This window comes from Nonomuraea sp. NPDC049709 (genome assembly GCF_040674815.1).
GTDB lineage: Bacteria > Actinomycetota > Actinomycetes > Streptosporangiales > Streptosporangiaceae > Nonomuraea.
In genome coordinates this window covers 1-18,482 of the sequence record NZ_JBFANM010000137.1, presented here as the reverse complement: position 1 = coordinate 18,482, position 18,482 = coordinate 1, and the positions used below count along the sequence as shown (strand labels likewise).

Sequence of the window (18,482 nt, the reverse complement as noted above, 5' to 3'; positions counted from 1 at the left end):
GGGTCTGGCGCCCGATCCGATGGCGGCCTACGCGAAGTCCGGATATTTCGAGAAGATCGCCGCCGACCGGGTCGGCGGCCGGCAGGCCGGCTGGGGGGCCTGAAACACCATGTCTGACGTCGTGAACGAACTGCTCGAACGCTCCCACCGCCTGGGCGCCGACCCGCGCAACACCAACTTCGCGGGCGGCAACACCTCGGCCAAGGGCGCCGCACCCGACCCGGTCACCGGCGAGGAGGTGGAGCTGCTCTGGGTCAAGGGCTCGGGCGGCGACCTCGGCACGCTGAAGGAGTCCGGCCTGGCCGTGCTCCGCCTCGACCGGCTGCGCGCGCTCAAGGGCGTCTACCCGGGCGTCGAGCGCGAGGACGAGATGGTCGCGGCCTTCGACTACTGCCTGCACGGCAAGGGCGGGGCCGCGCCGTCGATCGACACCGCCATGCACGGCCTGGTCGAGGCCGGGCACGTGGACCACCTGCACCCCGACGCGGGCATCGCGATCGCCACCGCCGCCGACGGCGAGGAGCTGACCGGGCGCGTCTTCGGCGACCGGGTCGTGTGGGTGCCGTGGCGGCGGCCCGGCTTCCAGCTCGGCCTGGACATCGCCGCCATCAAGGAGGCGAACCCGCAGGCCATCGGCTGCGTCCTGGGCGGCCACGGCATCACCGCGTGGGGCTCGACCTCCGAGGAGTGCGAGGCCCGCTCGCTGGAGATCATCCGCACCGCCGAGACGTACCTCGCCGAGCACGGCCGCCCCGACCCGTTCGGCCCGGTGATCCACCAGACCCTCGGCGAGGCCGAGCGGCACGAGCGGGCCGCCGCGCTCTTCCCGATCGTGCGCGGCCTGGCCTCCACCGACGTGCGCGTGGTCGGCCACTACACCGACAGCGCCGAGGTGCTGGACTTCGTCTCGCGGGCCGAGCACCCGAGGCTGGCGGCGCTGGGCACGTCCTGCCCCGACCACTTCCTGCGCACCAAGGTCGCGCCGCTGGTGCTGGACCTGCCGCCGGACGCGCCGCTGGAGCGGGTGGCCGAGCGGCTGCGCGAGCTGCACGCCGCCTACCGCGCCGACTACACCGCCTACTACGACCGGCACGCCACCCCCGACTCGCCGCCCATGCGCGGCGCGGACCCGGCGATCGTGCTGGTGCCGGGCGTCGGCATGTTCTCCTTCGGCAAGGACAAGCAGACCGCCCGGGTGGCCGGCGAGTTCTACGTCAACGCCATCAACGTCATGCGCGGCGCCGAGTCCGTGTCCTCCTACGCCCCCATCCCCGAGTCGGAGAAGTTCCGCATCGAGTACTGGGAGCTGGAGGAGGCCAAGCTCCGCCGCATGCCCAGGCCCAAGCCCCTGGCCACCCGCGTCGCGCTGGTGACCGGCGGCGGCTCGGGCATCGGCGCCGCCACCGCCCGCCGGCTGGCCGCCGAGGGCGCGTGCGTGATCGTGGCCGACCGCGACCTGGCCGCCGCCGAGAAGGTGGCCGCGGAGATCGGCGCGCGCGCCTACCGGGTGCCGGACGTCGCCGTGGCCGTCGGGGTGGACGTCACGTCCGAGGAGCAGATCGCCGCGGCCGTACGCGCGGGCGTGCTCGCGTTCGGCGGCGTCGACCTGGTCGTCAACAACGCCGGCCTGTCGCTGTCCAGGGCGCTCCTGGAGACCACGGTGGCCGACTGGGACCTGCAGCACGACGTCATGGCGCGCGGCTCGTTCCTGGTGTCCAGGGAGACCGCCAAGGTCATGATCGACCAGGGCATGGGCGGCGACATCGTCTACATCTCCTCCAAGAACGCCGTCTTCGCCGGCCCCAACAACGTCGCCTACGGCGCCGCCAAGGCCGACCAGGCCCACCAGGTACGCCTGCTCGCGGCCGAGCTGGGCGGCCACGGCATCCGGGTCAACGGCGTCAACCCCGACGGCGTCGTACGCGGGTCCGGCATCTTCGCCTCCGGCTGGGGCGCCAACCGCGCCGCCGTGTACGGGGTGGAGGAGGAGAAGCTCGGCGAGTTCTACGCCCAGCGGACCCTGCTCAAGCGCGAGGTCCTGCCCGAGCACGTGGCCAACGCCGTCTTCGCGCTCACGGCGAGCGACCTCACCCACACCACGGGCCTGCACGTCCCGGTGGACGCCGGCGTGGCGGCGGCCTTCCTGCGTTAGGAGCAGGCCGCCACCATACCGACCACCGTCAGCACGCCTCCGGCCGCCGTGACCAGGACCCCTCCGGTCACGGCGGCCCGGCGCCCCCTGCGCGCGCCCAGCCAGTACATGACCACGTACGGCAGGAACCCCAGCCCCGCCAGCCCGGCCCCCGGCAGCGCCAGCGCCGCCAGCACGCCCCTGCTGCCCGCGGGCACGGCCCGGTCGCCCGCGGGCGTGAGCCGGGCCCGCAGCACGTCGCCGGCCTCCGAGTCGGGCGACGCGGCCACCTCCACGACCGCCTCGCCGGAGTCGGGCGTGAACCTCCCGCGGCAGTCGTACCGGCCCTCGCCCAGGTCCTCGCACGAGACGACGCGCAGCGTCCCCGGCGTGCCGGCCCGACCCGCCGCCAGCTCCAGCTCCCCGATCGCGAGCACCATCGGCAGCATGCAGATCCCCAGCCACAGCAGGACGAGCACGATCCGGCCGGACGGCCGGGGTCCCCTGCCGCGTGTAGGGGCGCTCAGATCGGACAGGAATTCGGTCATGACCCCCATCCTGGCCGCCGGTTCTTGGAGCTCACCTGCGGGTGACAAGTCTCACGATCCGGCCGTCGGCTCCCTCTCGGCTTGCATGTTCATCCTCCAAAGTGCATCATCTTCACAAGCAAGGTCATGAGTGTTGATGCATAATCATGCAGGAGGGGTTCGAATTGAGGGCAGCGATCGCGGGAGCCAGCGGCTACGCGGGGGGTGAGCTGCTGCGCCTCCTGCTCGGCCATCCCGAGTTCGAGATCGGCGCGCTCACCGCCGCCTCCAGTGCAGGCAGCCTCCTCGGCGCGCACCAGCCCCACCTGCCGCAACTGGCCGACCGTGTCATCGAGGACACCACGGCCGACGCGCTCGCCGGGCACGACGTGGTCTTCCTGGCCCTGCCGCACGGCCATTCCGCGGCCGTCGCCGCGCAGCTCGGCGCCGAGACGATCGTGGTCGACTGCGGCGCCGACCACCGGCTCGCCGACCCGGCCGCCTGGCAGGAGTTCTACGGCGGCGACCACGCCGGCACCTGGCCCTACGGCCTGCCCGAGCTGCCCGGCCAGCGCGAGGTCCTCAGGACGGCCCGCCGCATCGCGGTCCCCGGCTGCTACCCGACCTCGGTCCTGCTCGCCCTGACACCCGCGTTCGCCGCCGGGCTGGCCGGCCCCGACGTGGTCGTGGTGGCCGCCAGCGGCACCAGCGGCGCCGGCAGGTCGCTCAAGCCCAACCTGCTCGGCAGCGAGGTCATGGGCTCGGTCAGCGCCTACGGCGTGGGCGGCGTGCACCGGCACACCCCCGAGATGGAGCAGGGCCTGTCGGCCGTCGCGGGCACGCCGGTACGCGTGTCGTTCACCCCGACGCTGGCCCCCATGAGCCGGGGCATCCTCGCCACCTGCAGCGCGCCCGCCGCCCCCGGGGTGACCAGGGAGTCGCTGCGCTCGGCGTACGAGGTCGCGCTCAAGGGCGAGCCGTTCGTCCGGCTCCTGCCCGAGGGCACCTGGCCGGCCACCTCCATGACCTACGGCGCCAACACCGCCGCCCTGCAGGTGACGCTCGACGAGCGCGCGGGCCGCGTGGTCGCCGTCATCGCCATCGACAACCTCACCAAGGGCACCGCCGGGGGCGCCCTCCAGAGCGTGAACCTCGCCCTCGGCCTGCCGGAAGAGCTCGGCCTTCCTACGACAGGAGTCGCACCATGAGCGTTACCGCCCCCCTGGGGTTCAGGGCCGCGGGCGTTGCCGCCGGGATCAAATCCGGCGGCGCCCGCGACCTGGCCCTCGTCGTCAACGACGGGCCCAGCCGCGCCGCCGCGGGCGTCTTCACCGCCAACCGCGTGAAGGCCGCCCCCGTGCTGTGGTCGCAGCAGGTCCTGGCGGGCGGGCGGCTGCGAGCGGTGGTGCTCAACTCCGGCGGCGCCAACGCCTGCACCGGCCCCGAGGGCTTCCAGGACACCCACGCCACCGCCGAGAAGGCGGCCGACCTGCTCGAGGACTCCGCGGGCGAGATCGCGATCTGCTCGACCGGCCTGATCGGCGAGCGGCTGCCGATGGAGGAGCTGCTGTCAGGTGTCGAGACCGCCGCGGGGCAGCTCTCCCGCGACGGCGGCCTGGCCGCGGCCGACGCGATCCGCACCACCGACACCGTCTCGAAGATCTCCTTCAAGCGGGCCGGCGGCTACATGGTCGGCGGGATGGCCAAGGGCGCCGGCATGCTCGCCCCCGCCCTGGCCACCATGCTCTGCGTGATCACCACCGACGCCGACCTGACCAGCGAGGAGCTGGACGCCGCGCTGCGCAGGGCCACGGCCCTGACGTTCGACCGGCTCGACACCGACGGTTGCATGTCCACCAACGACACCGTGCTCCTGCTGGCCAGCGGCGCCTCCGGGGTGCGGCCGGACCTGGCCGAGTTCGAGCAGAAGGTCACCGAGGTCTGCGCCGACCTGGCCAGGCAGCTCCTGGTGGACGCCGAGGGCGCCTCCAAGGCCATCGCCATCGAGGTGGTCGGCGCGGCCTCCGAGGACGACGCGGTCAAGGTCGGCCGCTCGGTGGCCCGCTCCAACCTGCTCAAGTGCGCCATCCACGGCGAGGACCCCAACTGGGGCCGCGTCCTGGCCGCCGTCGGCACCACCGACGCGGTGTTCGAGCCCGACCGGCTCAACGTGGCCATCAACGGCATCTGGATCTGCCGGGGCGGCGCGGTCGGCGACGACCGCTCGAAGGTGGACATGCGCGGCCGGGACGTGACGATCACCATCGACCTGTCCGCCGGCCCGCACACCGCCACGGTGCACACCACCGACCTGACGGCCGACTACGTCCACGAGAACTCGGCGTACTCCTCATGAGGCTCACCACCGCCCAGAGCAAGGCGGAGGCGCTGATCGAGGCGCTGCCCTGGCTGACCCGCTTCCACGGCGCGACCATCGTGATCAAGTACGGCGGCAACGCCATGACCGAGGAGGCCCTCAAGGAGGGCTTCGCCCAGGACGTGGTCTTCCTGCACCAGACCGGTCTGCGCCCGGTCGTCGTGCACGGCGGCGGCCCGCAGATCAGCAGCGCGCTGGACAAGGCGGGCATCGAGTCGACGTTCACCGCCGGGCTGCGGGTCACCACCCCCGAGGCCATGCAGGTCGTCAGGATGGTGCTCACGGGCCAGGTCAACCGCGACATCGTGGGCCTGGTCAACCGGCACGGCCCGTTCGCCGTCGGCATGTCCGGCGAGGACGCCCACCTGTTCACGGCCGTGCGCAAGCACGCCGTCGTGAACGGCGAGCCGGTGGACATCGGCCAGGTCGGCGAGATCATCAAGGTCGATCCGGGCGCCGTGCACGCCCTGCTCGACAACGGCCGCATCCCGGTCATCTCCAGCGTGGCGCGGAGCGACGACGGCGAGATCTACAACGTCAACGCCGACACCGCCGCCGCCGCGCTGGCCGTGGCGCTCAAGGCGCAGAAGCTGATCGTCCTGACCGACGTCGAGGGCCTGTACGCCAACTGGCCCGACGACACCGACGTGATCGACCTGCTCACCGCCGACGAGCTCGCGGCGATGATGCCCACACTGTCCAGCGGCATGGTGCCCAAGATGGAGGCGTGCCTGACGGCCGTGCAGGGCGGGGTGCCCCAGGCCCACGTGCTCGACGGCCGCGTGCCCCACTCACTGCTGCTGGAGATCTTCACCAATGAAGGAATCGGAACGATGGTGATGCCCTCATGAGCCTGTTCGAGAGGTTCGAGACCGCTTTCATGCCCAACTACGGCGTCCCCCCGGTCGCCCTGGCACGAGGCGAGGGCACCCGCGTCTGGGACGTGGACGGCAAGGAATACCTCGACTTCATCGCCGGCATCGCGACCAGCTCGCTCGGCCACGCCCACCCCGCCCTCGTCGAGGCCGTATCCACGCAGGTCGCCACGATCGCGCACACCAGCAACCTGTTCCTGCACGAGCCCGAGGTGCTGCTCGCCGAGAAGCTGCTGACCCTGCTGAACGCCCCCGCCCGGATCTTCTTCGCCAACTCCGGCACCGAGGCGAACGAGGCCGCGTACAAGCTGGCGCTCAAGTACGGCAGGCGCGAGGGCCGCTCCTACTTCGTGGCCGCCGAGAACGGCTTCCACGGCCGCACCATCGGCGCCCTGTCCCTGACGGGCAAGAAGGCCATCCGCGACCAGTTCGGCCCGTTCCCGGTCGAGGTGCGCTTCGTCCCGTACGGCGACGCCGACGCGCTCAAGGACGCCGTCACCGGCGACTGCGTCGCGGTCTTCCTGGAGCCCACGCAGGGCGAGGCCGGCGTGGTCCCGCCGCCCGAGGGTTACTTCGAGGCGGCCCGCGAGATCTGCGACTCGACCGGCGCCCTGCTGGTGGCCGACGAGATCCAGTCGGCCATCGGCCGCACCGGTCACTGGTTCGCCCACCAGGCCGACGGCGTCGTCCCCGACATCCTCACCCTGGCCAAGGGCCTGGGCGGGGGGCTGCCGATCGGCGCGTGCGTCGGGTTCGGCGACGCGGGCAAGCTGTTCGAGAAGGGCGACCACGGCTCCACGTTCGGCGGGAACCCGGTCTCCTGCGCCGCGGCGCTGGCCGTGCTGGGCAACCTCGACCTCGACCACGTCAAGTCGGTCGCGGCTCGCCTGCGCACGGGTCTGGAGGCGGCCGGTCATCCGCTGCTGAAGGGCGTGCGGGGGAGGGGCCTGTGGCTGGCCGCTGTGCTGGCCGAGCCCCGCTCGGCCGAGGTCCAGAAGGCGGCCGCGGACGCCGGTTTCCTGGTCAACGCCCTGCAGCCCGACGCCGTACGCATCGCGCCGCCCCTGGTCGTCACGGCCGGCGAGGTGGACGCGTTCGTCGCGGCCTTCCCGGCGATCCTCGCGGAGGCGGCCAAGTGACCGGGCACAGCGCGGACTCGGCGCAAAACAGGCACAGCGCGGACTCGGCGCAGGTCAGGCACTTTCTACGAGACGACGATCTCACGCCGGCCGAGCAGGCGGAGGTCCTCGACCTCGCGGCCGCCATGAAGAAGGACAGGTTCGGCTACCGCCCCTTCGAGGGCCCGCAGAGCGTCGCCGTCCTGTTCGACAAGCCGTCCGCCAGGACCCGCGTCTCCTTCCACACCGGCATCGGCGAGCTCGGCGGCCTGCCGCTGATCGTGGACAACGTCACGGTGCTCATGGGCCGCGGCGAGCCGCCCGCCGACCTCGCCAGGGTTCTCGACCGGCAGGTCTCCGCCATCGTCTGGCGGACCACCGGCCAGGAGCGGATCGACGAGATGGCCGCCCACTCCCGGGTGCCGGTCGTCAACGCGCTCACCGACGAGTTCCACCCCTGCCAGATCCTCGCCGACCTGCAGACCGTTCGGGAGCGGCTGGGCAGGACGGCCGGGGTTACGCTCACGTACGTGGGCGACGGCGCCAACAACATGGCCCACTCCTACCTGCTCGGCGGTGCCACCGCGGGCATGCACGTACGCATCGCCGCTCCGGCCGGCTACCAGCCCGACGCGGTCGTCCTCGACCGGGCCGCGGCCATCGCCGCCAGGACGGGCGGCTCGGTCGTCGCGCTGTCCGACCCGGCGGTCGCCGCCGAGGGCGCCCACGTGATCGCCACCGACACGTGGGTTTCGATGGGCCAGGACGGCAAGGAGGAGCGGGTGGCCGCGCTCATGCCGTACCAGGTGAACTCCGAGCTGATCGAGCACGCCGCGCCCGACGCGATCGTGCTGCACTGCCTGCCCGCCTACCGCGAGTACGAGATCACCACCGAGGTCCTCGAAGGCCCGCGGAGCGTGGTGTGGGACCAGGCGGAGAACCGGCTGCACGCCCAGAAGGCCCTGCTCCACTGGTTGGTCACCCGACGATGACGATCCCGATGACCAAGGCCGCGCGGCAGGCGAAGATCACCGACCTGCTGCAGCGGAAGGCCGTGCGCTCCCAGCCCGAGCTGGCCAAGCTGCTCGCCGAGAGCGGCGTCGAGGTCACCCAGGCCACGCTCTCGCGGGACCTCGACGAGCTCGGCGCGCTCAAGCTGCGCGCCGACGACGGCTCGCTCGTGTACGCCCTGCCCGGCGAGGGCGGCGGCCGGATCCCGCTCACCCGGCTGGGCAGCGGGGGCGAGTCCCCCGACGCCCGGTTGCACCGCATCGCGGAGGAGCTGCTGGTCGCGGCCGAGGCGTCGGCCAACCTGGTCATCGTGCGAACCCCTCCTGGTGCGGCCCAGTTCCTCGCCTCCGCCATCGACCATGCCGACTGGGAGTCGATCCTCGGCACGGTGGCGGGTGACGACACGATCCTCGTCATCAGCCGCGATCCGACGGGCGGGCAGGTCGTCGCCGACGCGCTGCTGAAGGTCGCGGATCGGCGCAGCTAGAAGCCTCAGTCCAGGGAGAATATGAAATGTCGGAAAGAGTAGTCCTCGCGTACTCAGGCGGTCTCGACACCTCGGTCGCCATCCCGTACCTCGCCGAGAAGATGAACGCCGAGGTCGTCGCCGTCGCCGTGGACCTCGGCCAGGGCGGCGAGGACATGGAGGCGATCCAGAAGCGGGCCATGGACTGCGGCGCGGTCGAGTCGGTCGTCGTGGACGCCAGGGAGGAGTTCGCCGCCGACTTCTGCGTGCCCGCCCTGCAGGCCAACGCCCTCTACATGGACCGCTACCCGCTGGTGTCCTCGCTCTCGCGCCCGCTCATCGTCAAGCACCTGGTGACGGCGGCCAAGCAGTTCGGCGGCACGATCGTCTCCCACGGCTGCACCGGCAAGGGCAACGACCAGGTCCGCTTCGAGGCCGGCCTGGCCGCGCTGGCCCCCGACCTGCGGGTCATCGCGCCCGCCAGGGACTTCGCCTGGACGCGCGACAAGGCCATCGAGTACGCCGAGGCCAAGGGCCTGCCCATCGAGACGTCGAAGAAGAACCCGTTCTCCATCGACCAGAACCTCTGGGGCCGCGCCGTCGAGACCGGCTTCCTCGAGGACATCTGGAACGGCCCCACCGAAGAGGTCTACTCCTACACCGCCGACCCGAAAGAGCCGCGCGAGGCGGACGAGGTCGTGATCACGTTCGAGCGCGGCGTGCCGGTCAAGGTCGACGGGCGCGCGCTCACGCCGTACCAGATCATCGACGAGATCAACCGGCGCGCCGGAGCCCAGGGCGTGGGCCGGATCGACATGGTCGAGGACCGCCTGGTCGGCATCAAGTCGCGCGAGGTGTACGAGGCGCCGGGCGCCGTCGCGCTCATCTCCGCGCACATGGAGCTGGAGAACGTCACCGTCGAACGCGACCTGGCCCGCTTCAAGCGCGGCGTGGACCAGCGCTGGAGCGAGCTCGTCTACGACGGCCTGTGGTTCTCGCCGCTCAAGGACGCCCTCGACGCCCTGATCGCCGACGCGCAGAAGCACGTCAACGGCGAGGTCAGGATGACCCTGCACGGCGGCTGCGCGACCGTGACCGGCCGCCGCTCCGAGGATTCCCTGTACGACTTCTCGCTCGCCACGTACGACACCGGCGACACCTTCGACCAGTCGCTGGCCAAGGGCTTCGTCCAGCTCTTCTCCCTTCCCGCTAAGATCGCGGCCGCGCGCGACGCGAAGAAGGGCTGACTTGCACTATGGTCGCGCCGGAGCGCAGGAGCTCGGGGGGAGATCGCTAGGCATGGTGCCACCGGGCACCGAAGCGGGCGCGATCAACAGAAACGTGATGGAGGATACGACGGTGAGTGATGGCAAGCCGATGCGGCTGTGGGGTGGACGCTTCGAGAGCGGCCCGTCCGACGCGCTGGCCCGGCTGTCGGTGAGCGTCCACTTCGACTGGCGGCTGGTGCCGTACGACCTGGCGGCGTCCAGGGCGCACGCCCGCGTGCTGCACAGGGCGGGGCTGCTGAGCGACGAGGAGCTCGAGCGCATGATCGGCGCGCTCGACGACCTGGAGCGCGCCTGCAAGGCGGGCGAGTTCCGGCCGACGGTCGCCGACGAGGACGTGCACACCGCGCTGGAGCGCGGCCTGCTGGAGCGGCTCGGCACGCTCGGCGGCAAGCTCCGCGCCGGCCGCTCGCGCAACGACCAGATCGCCACCGACCTGCGCCTCTACCTCCGCGACCACGCCCGCACGGTCGTCTCCCGCCTGGTCGAGCTGGAGACCGCGCTGATGGCCCAGGCCGAGCAGCATGCCGAGACGGCCGCGCCCGGCATGACGCACCTGCAGCACGCGCAGCCGGTCTCGTTCGGCCACCAGCTCCTGGCCCACGTGCACGCCTTCGCCCGCGACATCGACCGGCTCATCGATTGGGACAAGCGCGCCGCGATCTCTCCGCTCGGTGCCGGCGCGCTGGCGGGTTCCTCGCTCCCGCTCGACCCGCGGGCCGTGGCCGAGGAGCTGGGCTTCTCCGCCGCCGCGCCCAACTCGATGGACGCCGTCGCCGACCGCGACTTCGCCGCCGAGTTCCTGTTCGACGCGGCCATGATCGGCGTGCACCTGTCGCGGCTGGGCGAGGAGATCGTCCTGTGGGCCTCGCAGGAGTTCCGCTGGATCGAGATGGACGACGCCTACTCCACCGGCTCGTCGATCATGCCGCAGAAGAAGAACCCCGACGTCGCCGAGCTGGCCCGCGGCAAATCCGGGCGCCTCATCGGCAACCTGATGTCGCTGCTCACCACGCTCAAGGGCCTCCCGCTCACCTACAACCGCGACCTGCAGGAGGACAAGGAGCCGGTGTTCGACTCCGTCGACACGCTCCTGCTGGTCCTGCCCGCGATGGCCGGCCTGGTCGCCACCATGCGGATCAACACGGCGCGCATGGAGGCCTCGGCCCCCGACGGGTTCGCGCTGGCCACCGACCTGGCCGAGCTGCTGGTGCGGCGCGGGGTGCCGTTCCGCGAGGCGCACGAGGCCGTCGGTCACCTCGTGGTGTGGTGCCAGGTCAACGACAAGGACCTCGGCGAGCTGACGGACGACGAGCTGGTCAAGGTGTCGCCGCACCTGACCCCCGACGTGCGCGACGTGCTCAGCGTGCCGGGCGCCCTGGCCGCCCGCAGGGCCCACGGCGGCACCGCGCCCGACCGCGTCCGCGACCAGCTCATCGCGCTGCGGGAGGCGGTCGACACGCAGGCGGCATGGGCAGCGGGGAGCTGAGCTCCGCCGCGCTGCCGCGGAGCTTCTTCGACCGGCCGTCGCACGAGGTGGCGCCCGACCTGCTCGGGCGCGTGCTCGTGCACGGCGCCGTCGCCGTGCGCCTGACCGAGGTCGAGGCGTACGGCGGCCCGGGCGAGGACCCGGCGGCGCACACCTACCGGGGCCGGACGCCGCGCAACGCGGTGATGTTCGGCCCGCCGGGCCACCTGTACGTGTACTTCACCTACGGCATGCACTTCTGCGCCAACCTCGTGTGCCTGCCCGAGGGCTCCGGCTCGGCCGTGCTGCTGCGGGCGGGCGAGGTGGTGGCGGGCACGGAGCTGGCGCGCGCCCGCCGCTCGGCCGGTAGGCCGGTCGCGGACCGTGACCTGGCCCGCGGCCCGGCCCGGCTGGCGGTGGCCCTCGGCCTGCTGCGCGAGCACAACGGCCTCGACGCCATCCTCGAAGGCTCGCCCACCGGCCGCCCGCGCGAGTCGGCCACCATGCGGCAGGGCCGGCCCGCGGATCCGGCGACGATCAGGTCAGGCCCGCGCACCGGCGTGTCGACGGCCAAGGACACCCCGTGGCGGTTCTGGATCGACGGCGACCCGACCGTCTCCCCGTATCGTGCTCACGTGCCCCGCCGCCGCAGCACCGCGGCCACCTCCGTGGGGGAGGTGCCCAGCTCGTGAGGGCTGAAGATGTGCAGGTTGTCGCCGGTGTCGATCTCCAGCATCTCGCTGCGCAGACCCCACCGCCTGCGTACGTCCACCTTGATGTCCCAGATCGACTCCCACGGCACGTGCCGCTTTCCCGCGAACCCGTGCACCACGGTGATGCCGCTCTCGTCGGCCGCCAGGCGTACGGGGACGAGCAGGTCACGCAGCCCCATCCCGCCCACCAGCACGGCAGCCGGGACGGCCAGGATCACGCCGCGAAAATCGCCCTCAACCCACCAGTAAACGGCGAGCCCGGCACACGCCACAGCCCCTAAGATCTTGAAAACGGCCAGCTCACGACGGACCCTCCACATGGGCACCCACCCTATCCAGGTGGACGTATCCAAGTGGCGCGCATGCGCACCGATCGGGCAGGCTAAAGGCACCGACCTCCGACCCAGGGAAGCCAGATCACCGTGACCGACATCATCGACGACCTCGCGTGGCGAGGTCTGATCGCCCAGTCCACCGACCTCGACGCCCTGCGCGCGTCCATGGCCAAGGGTCCGATCACGGTCTATTCCGGTTTCGACCCCACCGCGCCGTCACTGCACATCGGCCACTTCGTGCCGCTGCTGACGCTGCGCCGCCTCCAGCTCGCCGGCCACAACCCGATCGGCCTGGTCGGCGGCGCCACCGGCCTGATCGGCGACCCGAGCGGCCGCAACACCGAGCGCTCGCTCAACTCCTCCGAGATCGTCGCCGAGTGGGTGGAGCGCCTGCGCGGCCAGGTCGGCAGGTTCCTCGACTTCGACGCCGAGGCGAACCCGGCGCGCCTGGTCAGCAACCTCGACTGGACCGGCGAGCTGAGCGCCATCGACTTCCTGCGCGACATCGGCAAGCACTTCCCGGTCAACCGCATGCTGGCCAGGGAGTCGGTCTCCGCGCGCCTGGCCGGCGAGGGGCTCAGCTACACCGAGTTCAGCTACCAGATCCTGCAGTCCAACGACTACCTCGAGCTCTACCGTCGCTACGACTGCACGCTGCAGATCGGCGGCAGCGACCAGTGGGGCAACATCACCGCGGGCGCCGACCTGATCCGCCGCGTCGAGGGCGGGCACGTCCACGTCCTCACCCAGCCGCTGATCACCAAGGCCGACGGCACCAAGTTCGGCAAGACCGCGGGCGGCGCGCTCTGGCTAGACCCCGCGATGACCTCCCCGTACGCCTTCTACCAGTACTTCCTCAACTCCGACGACCGCGACGTGATCCACTACCTCAAGGTGTTCACGTTCCGCAGCCGTGAGGAGATCGAGGCGCTGGAGAAGGCCGTCGCCGAACGCCCCTTCGCCCGCGAGGCCCAGCGCACGCTGGCCGAGGACCTCACCGAGCTGCTCCACGGCCGCGCCGAGCTGGACGCGGTGGTGTCCGCCTCCAAGGCGCTGTTCGGCCAGGGCTCGCTGGAGGAGTTGCCGGCCGCCACCCTGGCGGCCGCGCTGGCCGAGGTGCCCAAGGCCACCGTCCCCGAGCTCGGCGTGTCGTTCGTGGACCTGCTGGCCGACAGCGGCCTGGTCGAGTCCAAGTCGGCGGCCCGGCGGGCGGTCAAGGAGGGCGGGGCGTACCTCAACAACCGCAAGATCACCGACGAGTCCTACGTGCCGATCGCCGACGACCTGCTGGCCGGGCGGTTCATGGTGCTGCGGCGCGGCAAGAAGTCGATCGGCGGCGTCGAGGTCGCCTGACCATCACCTGTTCGACGCGAGCGGGCCTTTCGCGGGGCGAGGGGCCCGCTTTCGCGTGATACTCCGGGCATGCTGTCGGTCGCGGACCTCCGGACGACGATCGCCCCCGCCCTCGGGGCGGCGGCCGCCGTGCCGGTGGGCCTGCCGGTCAACCAGCAGTTCCCTGACGCGTGAACAACGCCACCGTCAACCCCGGCAGATCGCCTGAGTGCTTGGCCGAGCTGAGCTCGAACCCCGCCCGCTCGACCTCAGCCACCCGGGCCACGGAGTCGCCCTCCAGCCCCGACTGCTTCGTCCCTCGCCACACGAGCCAAACGCGCTCGCGCCCCTCCAGCACGCCTGAGACATCGGATCGCTCCGGGTACCCGAACCCATCAGGATCGGGCGAATCCCCCGACCGCAGGACATCCACCGGCATCAGGGAATCCGCGTAGTAATCGAACCCCGCACGCAAGTGGCTCTGCCCGTACACGATCGCGTCGTCCGGTTCGGCCTTGATCACCCGCAGGGCCCAGGGGATGTTCTCGAACCGCCCGTTCTCCTCCCGTACCTCCACGTGCTCGGGAACGGCCAGCGCGCACCCGAGCGCGACGACCAGCACCCCCGCCACCACGTGGAACCGTGGCAGGCAGGCCACCGCCAGCCCCGCCAGGAGCGCCAGCGCCGGGGCCGTCACGAAGAGGTAGCGGTCCACGTACACCGGCGTCACCAGCTGCGACACCGCCAGCAGCAGCACCGGCGGCAGCACCAGCCATCCCACCAGCACGAACGCCCACACCCCGTCGTCTCGCCGAGCCCGCCACAGCAGCACCGCCCCGGCCAGCGCCAGCGCGAACAGGGCCAGGCCCAGCGCGTTCGCCCCCGCCGCCATCTTGGGGAACTTCAGCCACACCTCGGGCCCGCGCTGCGGGATCCAGCTGATCGCGTGCCGCTCGCCGAACCCGATCAGCCCCAGCACGGCCGCCGGCACGCATCCGACGGCCAGCGCCACCGCCATCCGGCCCACCGCCACCCGCCGCACCAGCAGCAACTGGGCAGGCAGGACGAGCACCGCGAACAGGTGCGTGGAGCACACGAGCGCCACCGCCACCCCGTACACCACCCACCGCCGCCCGTCGGCCCGCTCGATCGCCCGGTGCAACGCCCAGAACGAGAACACCACCGCTGCCGCGGCGAACGCATAAGACCTGGCGAAAGCCCCGTAGTAGGACACCGAGGGCAGGATCGCGAACACGGCGGCGGCGATCACGCCCGCACGAGTGCTGTGCAACCGCCGCCCCAGATCGACCAGGAACCACGCCGCCACCCCGATCGCCACCGCCGACGGCAGCCGCAGCCACAGCTCCGCCGTGCCCAGCTTCATCCAGAAGTGCATGAACAGGTAGTACGGGAGGAAGTGGCCGTCAATGTGCCGCGCCAGCTCGAACATCTCCGGCAACGAGCGGGAGGCGGAGCTGATGGTTGCCAGTTCGTCGCCGTTCAGGGTGGCGGAGCCCGTGCCCGAGAACGCCGCGGCCCCGGCGAGCAACGCCATCCACCAGGGGGTTGACGTGCGGAGACGCTGGGCCGGGCGAGCAGGGGGAGCTAGTGTGGCGGCAGTGGTCACCGGGGCAGGATACGCGGCGTAGGGTCGCGCGCATGGCGAATGTGATCGTTTGCGACCTGTACGGCCTGATCTCCCGAACGCAACCCGGCGAGGCACCGTCCAGGTCGGCGGTCACCAGCCCGGGGCACGTCCCCGAACCGTACGCCGAGCCGCTCGCCCACCGCCGCCCAGTACGCCACGCCGCCCCGACCCGCGTCATAGGCCGGCCGGCACGCCCAGCACCTCTCTCCCCCGAGCCGCCGTCGCCGGTGGCCCGTCGGCCTCGCCATCTCGAAGACCGTGACCTTCTCTCACCCCGTCGTGAGCCGGGAACCCGGTGACAGCCCGTAAGCTCCGACACTTTCACCGGGGACACCCGCGATACCTCGGACCTCCGATCTCCGCTCCGGAGTTCATGCCTCAGCCCTTTGCGCGCCGGCTTCGTACGGCGATCAGTTTCATGCCGCCATCGCCCGGGCTGCGATCGTCCTTCAGCCGCCATCGTTCACCGGCAGCCATCGTCTGTCGGGCGGCCATCGTCTGTGTCAGGCGCTACGCATCGTCTGCGTCAGGCACGGTCATCGTCTGTGTCAGGCCGGTTTCTCACCGCCGAGCGCGAGCAGGGCGGCCAGCGTGGCGTCCTTGTGATCGCGCGTCCAGGGACTGCCGACCTGCGTCCGCAGGCCGTCCACCCGCTCCACCACGCCGGGTCCGAGCACGCGGGCAGCAGTGTCAGGCAGCTGCTTGAAGTCGTACCGGCTCACCGCCAGCCCCGCGCCCCGCGCCGCCTCCACCAGCGCCTCGTGGTAGAGCTCCCCCTCGGCGCCGTGCAGGTAGTGGTGCTTGGCCAGCACCTCGCTCAGGTCACCGGGTACGGTCATCCGCCCCGCGCCGACCGCCCCCAGGTCGAGAGCCACACCGTGCACGTCGTGCCCCGCCTGCGCCAGGTTCATCGCGGCCGCGTCCAGGGCGTCACGAGCTGCCGTACGAGCGGACCGCTCCACGCGGGCGATCAGCTCGCCCGCCGCCCCGGCATCGAGGCCGGCGGCAGCGTGATAGGGCTGGTCAGGCAGTGAAGGGTCGTCGAGCAGAGCCACCCGCTCCCGCATCAGCACCTCGGGCGCAGCGGGCCCGCCGCTCACAGCCACCAGGACGGCCCAGCCACAGTGATCTCGCACTCCGAGCGCCGCCGAACCCAAGCCGGCTCACCTCCAAGTCACTGCTGAGTGGTGCGTGTCGGCTTCATAACGATCACGACCCGCCGCTCTGAATCGCCGACCGGCCTTTCGTACTCCAGGCCGTAGCGCTTGGCCAGCACATCGAAGAAGTCACCCGAGGGGTCCGGCTCGACCCGCTCGACCACACCACGGATCTCCACGTAACGGTACGGCTTCTCGGGGTCGTTGATGGAGACCGCGACGTGCGGATTTTCCATCACATTCCGGCACTTACGGCGATCCGTCGTGGTGGTGAACCGCAAGAACTCACCGTCCCAGATCGTCCACACGGGGTTGACGTTGGGCGTCCCGTCCGGCCCGATCGTGGCCAGATGGGCGAACAGCGGCCGGGTCAGCAGGTCGAGGTGGCTTTCAGGAATCATCGCAACCTTCTCTCTGGCGCTCTGACCGGTCAGGTCAGTCGTAATCTTGGATTTCGAGCACAGTATCAAAGCTTTGATAACCATCAAGACTGGAATCACCATATGAGGTTGTACGCTCAGCCATATGGGGATGCGAATGCCTGCGGAGGAACGGCTCGGCCTGCACATCAAGCGCACCGAGCAGGCCCTGATCGCCGCCAAACAGGTGGCCGTACGCCCGGCCGGACTGACCGTTCCCCAGTACGCCGCACTGTTCGCACTCGCCGACAACCCCGGGATCTCAGGGGCCGCCCTGGCTCGAGCGTGCCTGGTCACTCCCCAGGCCATGACCGTGGTCCTCAAGAACCTGGAGGAACACGGCCTGGTCGAGCGCTCACCACACCCCTGGCACCGCAACGTCCTGGAGATCCGCCTGACGGAGGCCGGCCGCGGGGCACTGGAGATGGCGGACGAGCGGGCCGTGGTGGTGGAGCGGGCTATCGCGGAGGAGTTCAGCGAGGAGGAACGGCAGGCGCTACGCGGACTGCTGGCCCGCTGCAACGAAGCCGTCACCCGCGCCACGTCCGAACTGTGACCCACCACCCCACCTGCAACAACGGCACAGCCATCATCCACATTCGACCACCCGACCAGTTGAGCCGCATCCACGCTTGAGCCGCGTCCACGACACGTACCGTGTCTCCAGCGACCGGCCCGGGGGTGTGTTCGCAGCCGGGGAGCATTACCCGGAGTTCAGCTGGCGGAGACGCAACCCGCCAATCCCGCCCCTGGAAGCGGCACCTGCCGCCCGTGCAAGGTCGAAGGCCCATGGGACGACGACAGCTCCCACCTGACGGCGCCGGCTCCACGCCACGACAGCTCTCCGAGCCCGCCGTTCCTGGTCCTTGCCGGCCCGGCCTTCGCTTCGACTGGTCACGGTGGCGCTTGCCCGGTCACGGTCGCACCACCCAACCACCTCACGCTGCACCTCGTGCCACACAGTCGGGCTGCCTGCCTATGGCCGCATCCACGGTTGCAGCACTTCCGGCTGAAGCGCTGCCGGAGCAGGTCATGTGCACGACCATGCCGCCTTGGCCCGTTGCCCGCTTACCCCCGGTGGCGCCCCCTGAGGCCGGCGAGGATCCCGCGATGCCCGAAGCGACGCCGCACACCCTCAGGCGGGGCGATTTGACGTGTCGCGGATCGCGACCTAATCTTTCACTTCGCCCCGGGAGTGAGCCGGACGCCGATCAGGCGGACGGGCCCCAGGGCAAGCCCCTTGAAATAACGAGCCACTCGGCAGAGCCGCTTCGGCGTGCTCCAGCATGGGTCGTTTCCAGGCGCGCCGACGCAACCGAAAAACCGGTTGATTCGACACAGCCCGGATGCCACGGTAAGTTACGAGGGTTGCCCCGGAAGCGGGGCGCACAATCTTGGAAGATCTGAACCGTTTCGATCAAGTCACTGGATTTGACACGGATCTGGCCAGTCTGATAGGATTGCGACGAACGAGATTGCGCCTCCGGGTCGGATTCGCTACAAGTGAATCTCGATCAGATGAATGCGTCCGTTTCTTGAGAACTCAACAGTGTGTTAAAAGCCAGTGCATGATGCACAACCCCGTCATGGATTGATTGTGACGGATTCCTTTGGTTGAT

General features: G+C 71.0%; 17 protein-coding genes. 12 read left to right on the top strand and 5 right to left on the bottom strand.

The window, feature by feature from the left end:
* The first annotated feature begins 109 nt into the window (after window positions 1-109).
* Window positions 110-2,152 carry a bifunctional aldolase/short-chain dehydrogenase gene (locus AB0J69_RS58760; protein ID WP_364137470.1) on the top strand — a complete coding sequence of 681 codons (2,043 nt, stop codon included), beginning with the start codon at window positions 110-112 and terminating at the stop codon, window positions 2,150-2,152.
* Here the strand turns inward: AB0J69_RS58760 and AB0J69_RS58755 are convergent.
* The gene (locus tag AB0J69_RS58755) at window positions 2,149-2,679 is read right to left on the bottom strand and encodes a hypothetical protein (RefSeq protein WP_364137468.1); all 531 of its coding nucleotides are present in this window, start codon (window positions 2,677-2,679) and stop codon (window positions 2,149-2,151) included. The two genes, AB0J69_RS58760 and AB0J69_RS58755, sit on opposite strands and share 4 nt — an antisense overlap.
* A 164-nt stretch (window positions 2,680-2,843) precedes the next feature.
* On the opposite strand from AB0J69_RS58755, the gene argC reads away from it, so the two are divergent.
* The 9 genes from argC to AB0J69_RS58710 all read left to right on the top strand — a co-directional run bounded on the left by argC (window position 2,844) and on the right by AB0J69_RS58710 (window position 11,951).
* Window positions 2,844-3,866: an N-acetyl-gamma-glutamyl-phosphate reductase gene (gene argC, locus AB0J69_RS58750; protein WP_364137466.1), complete on the top strand. Its 1,023-nt coding sequence runs from the start codon at window positions 2,844-2,846 to the stop codon at window positions 3,864-3,866.
* Entirely contained in the window at window positions 3,863-5,014 is a 1,152-nt protein-coding gene (gene argJ, locus AB0J69_RS58745; protein ID WP_364137464.1) for a bifunctional glutamate N-acetyltransferase/amino-acid acetyltransferase ArgJ, read from the top strand. The genes argC and argJ overlap by 4 nt, the downstream gene beginning before the upstream one ends.
* Window positions 5,011-5,886, top strand: a complete 876-nt coding sequence (argB, locus tag AB0J69_RS58740; protein ID WP_364137462.1) for an acetylglutamate kinase — start codon at window positions 5,011-5,013, stop codon at window positions 5,884-5,886. Before argJ ends, argB begins: the two co-directional genes overlap by 4 nt.
* Window positions 5,883-7,049 (top strand): acetylornithine transaminase, encoded by a 1,167-nt coding sequence (locus AB0J69_RS58735; protein ID WP_364137460.1) that lies wholly within the window; start codon window positions 5,883-5,885, stop codon window positions 7,047-7,049. Before argB ends, AB0J69_RS58735 begins: the two co-directional genes overlap by 4 nt.
* Window positions 7,046-8,020, top strand: a complete 975-nt coding sequence (gene argF, locus AB0J69_RS58730) for an ornithine carbamoyltransferase (protein WP_364137458.1) — start codon at window positions 7,046-7,048, stop codon at window positions 8,018-8,020. Before AB0J69_RS58735 ends, argF begins: the two co-directional genes overlap by 4 nt.
* The gene (locus AB0J69_RS58725) at window positions 8,017-8,526 is read left to right on the top strand and encodes an arginine repressor (RefSeq protein ID WP_364137456.1); all 510 of its coding nucleotides are present in this window, start codon (window positions 8,017-8,019) and stop codon (window positions 8,524-8,526) included. The genes argF and AB0J69_RS58725 overlap by 4 nt, the downstream gene beginning before the upstream one ends.
* A gap of 26 nt (window positions 8,527-8,552) precedes the next feature.
* The gene (locus tag AB0J69_RS58720; protein WP_364137454.1) at window positions 8,553-9,752 is read left to right on the top strand and encodes an argininosuccinate synthase; all 1,200 of its coding nucleotides are present in this window, start codon (window positions 8,553-8,555) and stop codon (window positions 9,750-9,752) included.
* 97 nt (window positions 9,753-9,849) lie between these two features.
* Complete coding sequence (argH, locus tag AB0J69_RS58715) at window positions 9,850-11,280, top strand: argininosuccinate lyase (protein WP_364137472.1); 1,431 nt, start codon at window positions 9,850-9,852, stop codon at window positions 11,278-11,280.
* Entirely contained in the window at window positions 11,262-11,951 is a 690-nt protein-coding gene (locus AB0J69_RS58710; protein WP_364137452.1) for a DNA-3-methyladenine glycosylase, read from the top strand. Before argH ends, AB0J69_RS58710 begins: the two co-directional genes overlap by 19 nt.
* Here the strand turns inward: AB0J69_RS58710 and AB0J69_RS58705 are convergent.
* Window positions 11,891-12,190, bottom strand: a complete 300-nt coding sequence (locus AB0J69_RS58705; protein ID WP_364137450.1) for a PH domain-containing protein — start codon at window positions 12,188-12,190, stop codon at window positions 11,891-11,893. The two genes, AB0J69_RS58710 and AB0J69_RS58705, sit on opposite strands and share 61 nt — an antisense overlap.
* A gap of 204 nt (window positions 12,191-12,394) precedes the next feature.
* Between AB0J69_RS58705 and tyrS the strand changes: the two genes are divergently transcribed.
* Window positions 12,395-13,660 carry a tyrosine--tRNA ligase gene (gene tyrS, locus AB0J69_RS58700; RefSeq protein ID WP_364137448.1) on the top strand — a complete coding sequence of 422 codons (1,266 nt, stop codon included), beginning with the start codon at window positions 12,395-12,397 and terminating at the stop codon, window positions 13,658-13,660.
* A gap of 148 nt (window positions 13,661-13,808) precedes the next feature.
* Here the strand turns inward: tyrS and AB0J69_RS58695 are convergent, their stop codons facing one another.
* From AB0J69_RS58695 to AB0J69_RS58685, 3 genes are all read right to left on the bottom strand, one after another.
* Window positions 13,809-15,194: a glycosyltransferase family 39 protein gene (locus AB0J69_RS58695; RefSeq protein WP_364137446.1), complete on the bottom strand. Its 1,386-nt coding sequence runs from the start codon at window positions 15,192-15,194 to the stop codon at window positions 13,809-13,811.
* A 641-nt stretch (window positions 15,195-15,835) separates the two neighbouring features.
* A complete protein-coding gene (locus AB0J69_RS58690) occupies window positions 15,836-16,387 on the bottom strand; it encodes a hypothetical protein (RefSeq protein WP_364137444.1) in 552 nt (183 codons plus the stop codon).
* Between the two features lie 74 nt (window positions 16,388-16,461).
* Window positions 16,462-16,947, bottom strand: coding sequence for a PPOX class F420-dependent oxidoreductase (locus AB0J69_RS58685; protein ID WP_364137442.1), 486 nt, complete (start codon window positions 16,945-16,947; stop codon window positions 16,462-16,464).
* Between the two features lie 22 nt (window positions 16,948-16,969).
* On the opposite strand from AB0J69_RS58685, the gene AB0J69_RS58680 reads away from it, so the two are divergent.
* The gene (locus AB0J69_RS58680; RefSeq protein ID WP_364137440.1) at window positions 16,970-17,419 is read left to right on the top strand and encodes a MarR family transcriptional regulator; all 450 of its coding nucleotides are present in this window, start codon (window positions 16,970-16,972) and stop codon (window positions 17,417-17,419) included.
* The last annotated feature ends 1,063 nt before the right edge of the window (window positions 17,420-18,482 follow it).

What these genes read in the sequence shown, in the direction of transcription:
- AB0J69_RS58760 (WP_364137470.1), top strand. Translation starts at nt 110, where the DNA reads ATGTCTGACGTCGTGAACGAACTGCTCGAACGCTCCCACCGCCTGGGC.
- AB0J69_RS58755 (WP_364137468.1), bottom strand. Translation starts at nt 2,679, where the DNA reads ATGACCGAATTCCTGTCCGATCTGAGCGCCCCTACACGCGGCAGGGGA.
- argJ (WP_364137464.1), top strand. Translation starts at nt 3,863, where the DNA reads ATGAGCGTTACCGCCCCCCTGGGGTTCAGGGCCGCGGGCGTTGCCGCC.
- argB (WP_364137462.1), top strand. Translation starts at nt 5,011, where the DNA reads ATGAGGCTCACCACCGCCCAGAGCAAGGCGGAGGCGCTGATCGAGGCG.
- AB0J69_RS58735 (WP_364137460.1), top strand. Translation starts at nt 5,883, where the DNA reads ATGAGCCTGTTCGAGAGGTTCGAGACCGCTTTCATGCCCAACTACGGC.
- AB0J69_RS58725 (WP_364137456.1), top strand. Translation starts at nt 8,017, where the DNA reads ATGACGATCCCGATGACCAAGGCCGCGCGGCAGGCGAAGATCACCGAC.
- AB0J69_RS58720 (WP_364137454.1), top strand. Translation starts at nt 8,553, where the DNA reads ATGTCGGAAAGAGTAGTCCTCGCGTACTCAGGCGGTCTCGACACCTCG.
- argH (WP_364137472.1), top strand. Translation starts at nt 9,850, where the DNA reads ATGGAGGATACGACGGTGAGTGATGGCAAGCCGATGCGGCTGTGGGGT.
- AB0J69_RS58710 (WP_364137452.1), top strand. Translation starts at nt 11,262, where the DNA reads ATGGGCAGCGGGGAGCTGAGCTCCGCCGCGCTGCCGCGGAGCTTCTTC.
- AB0J69_RS58695 (WP_364137446.1), bottom strand. Translation starts at nt 15,194, where the DNA reads ATGGCGTTGCTCGCCGGGGCCGCGGCGTTCTCGGGCACGGGCTCCGCC.
- AB0J69_RS58685 (WP_364137442.1), bottom strand. Translation starts at nt 16,947, where the DNA reads ATGGTGATTCCAGTCTTGATGGTTATCAAAGCTTTGATACTGTGCTCG.
- AB0J69_RS58680 (WP_364137440.1), top strand. Translation starts at nt 16,970, where the DNA reads ATGGGGATGCGAATGCCTGCGGAGGAACGGCTCGGCCTGCACATCAAG.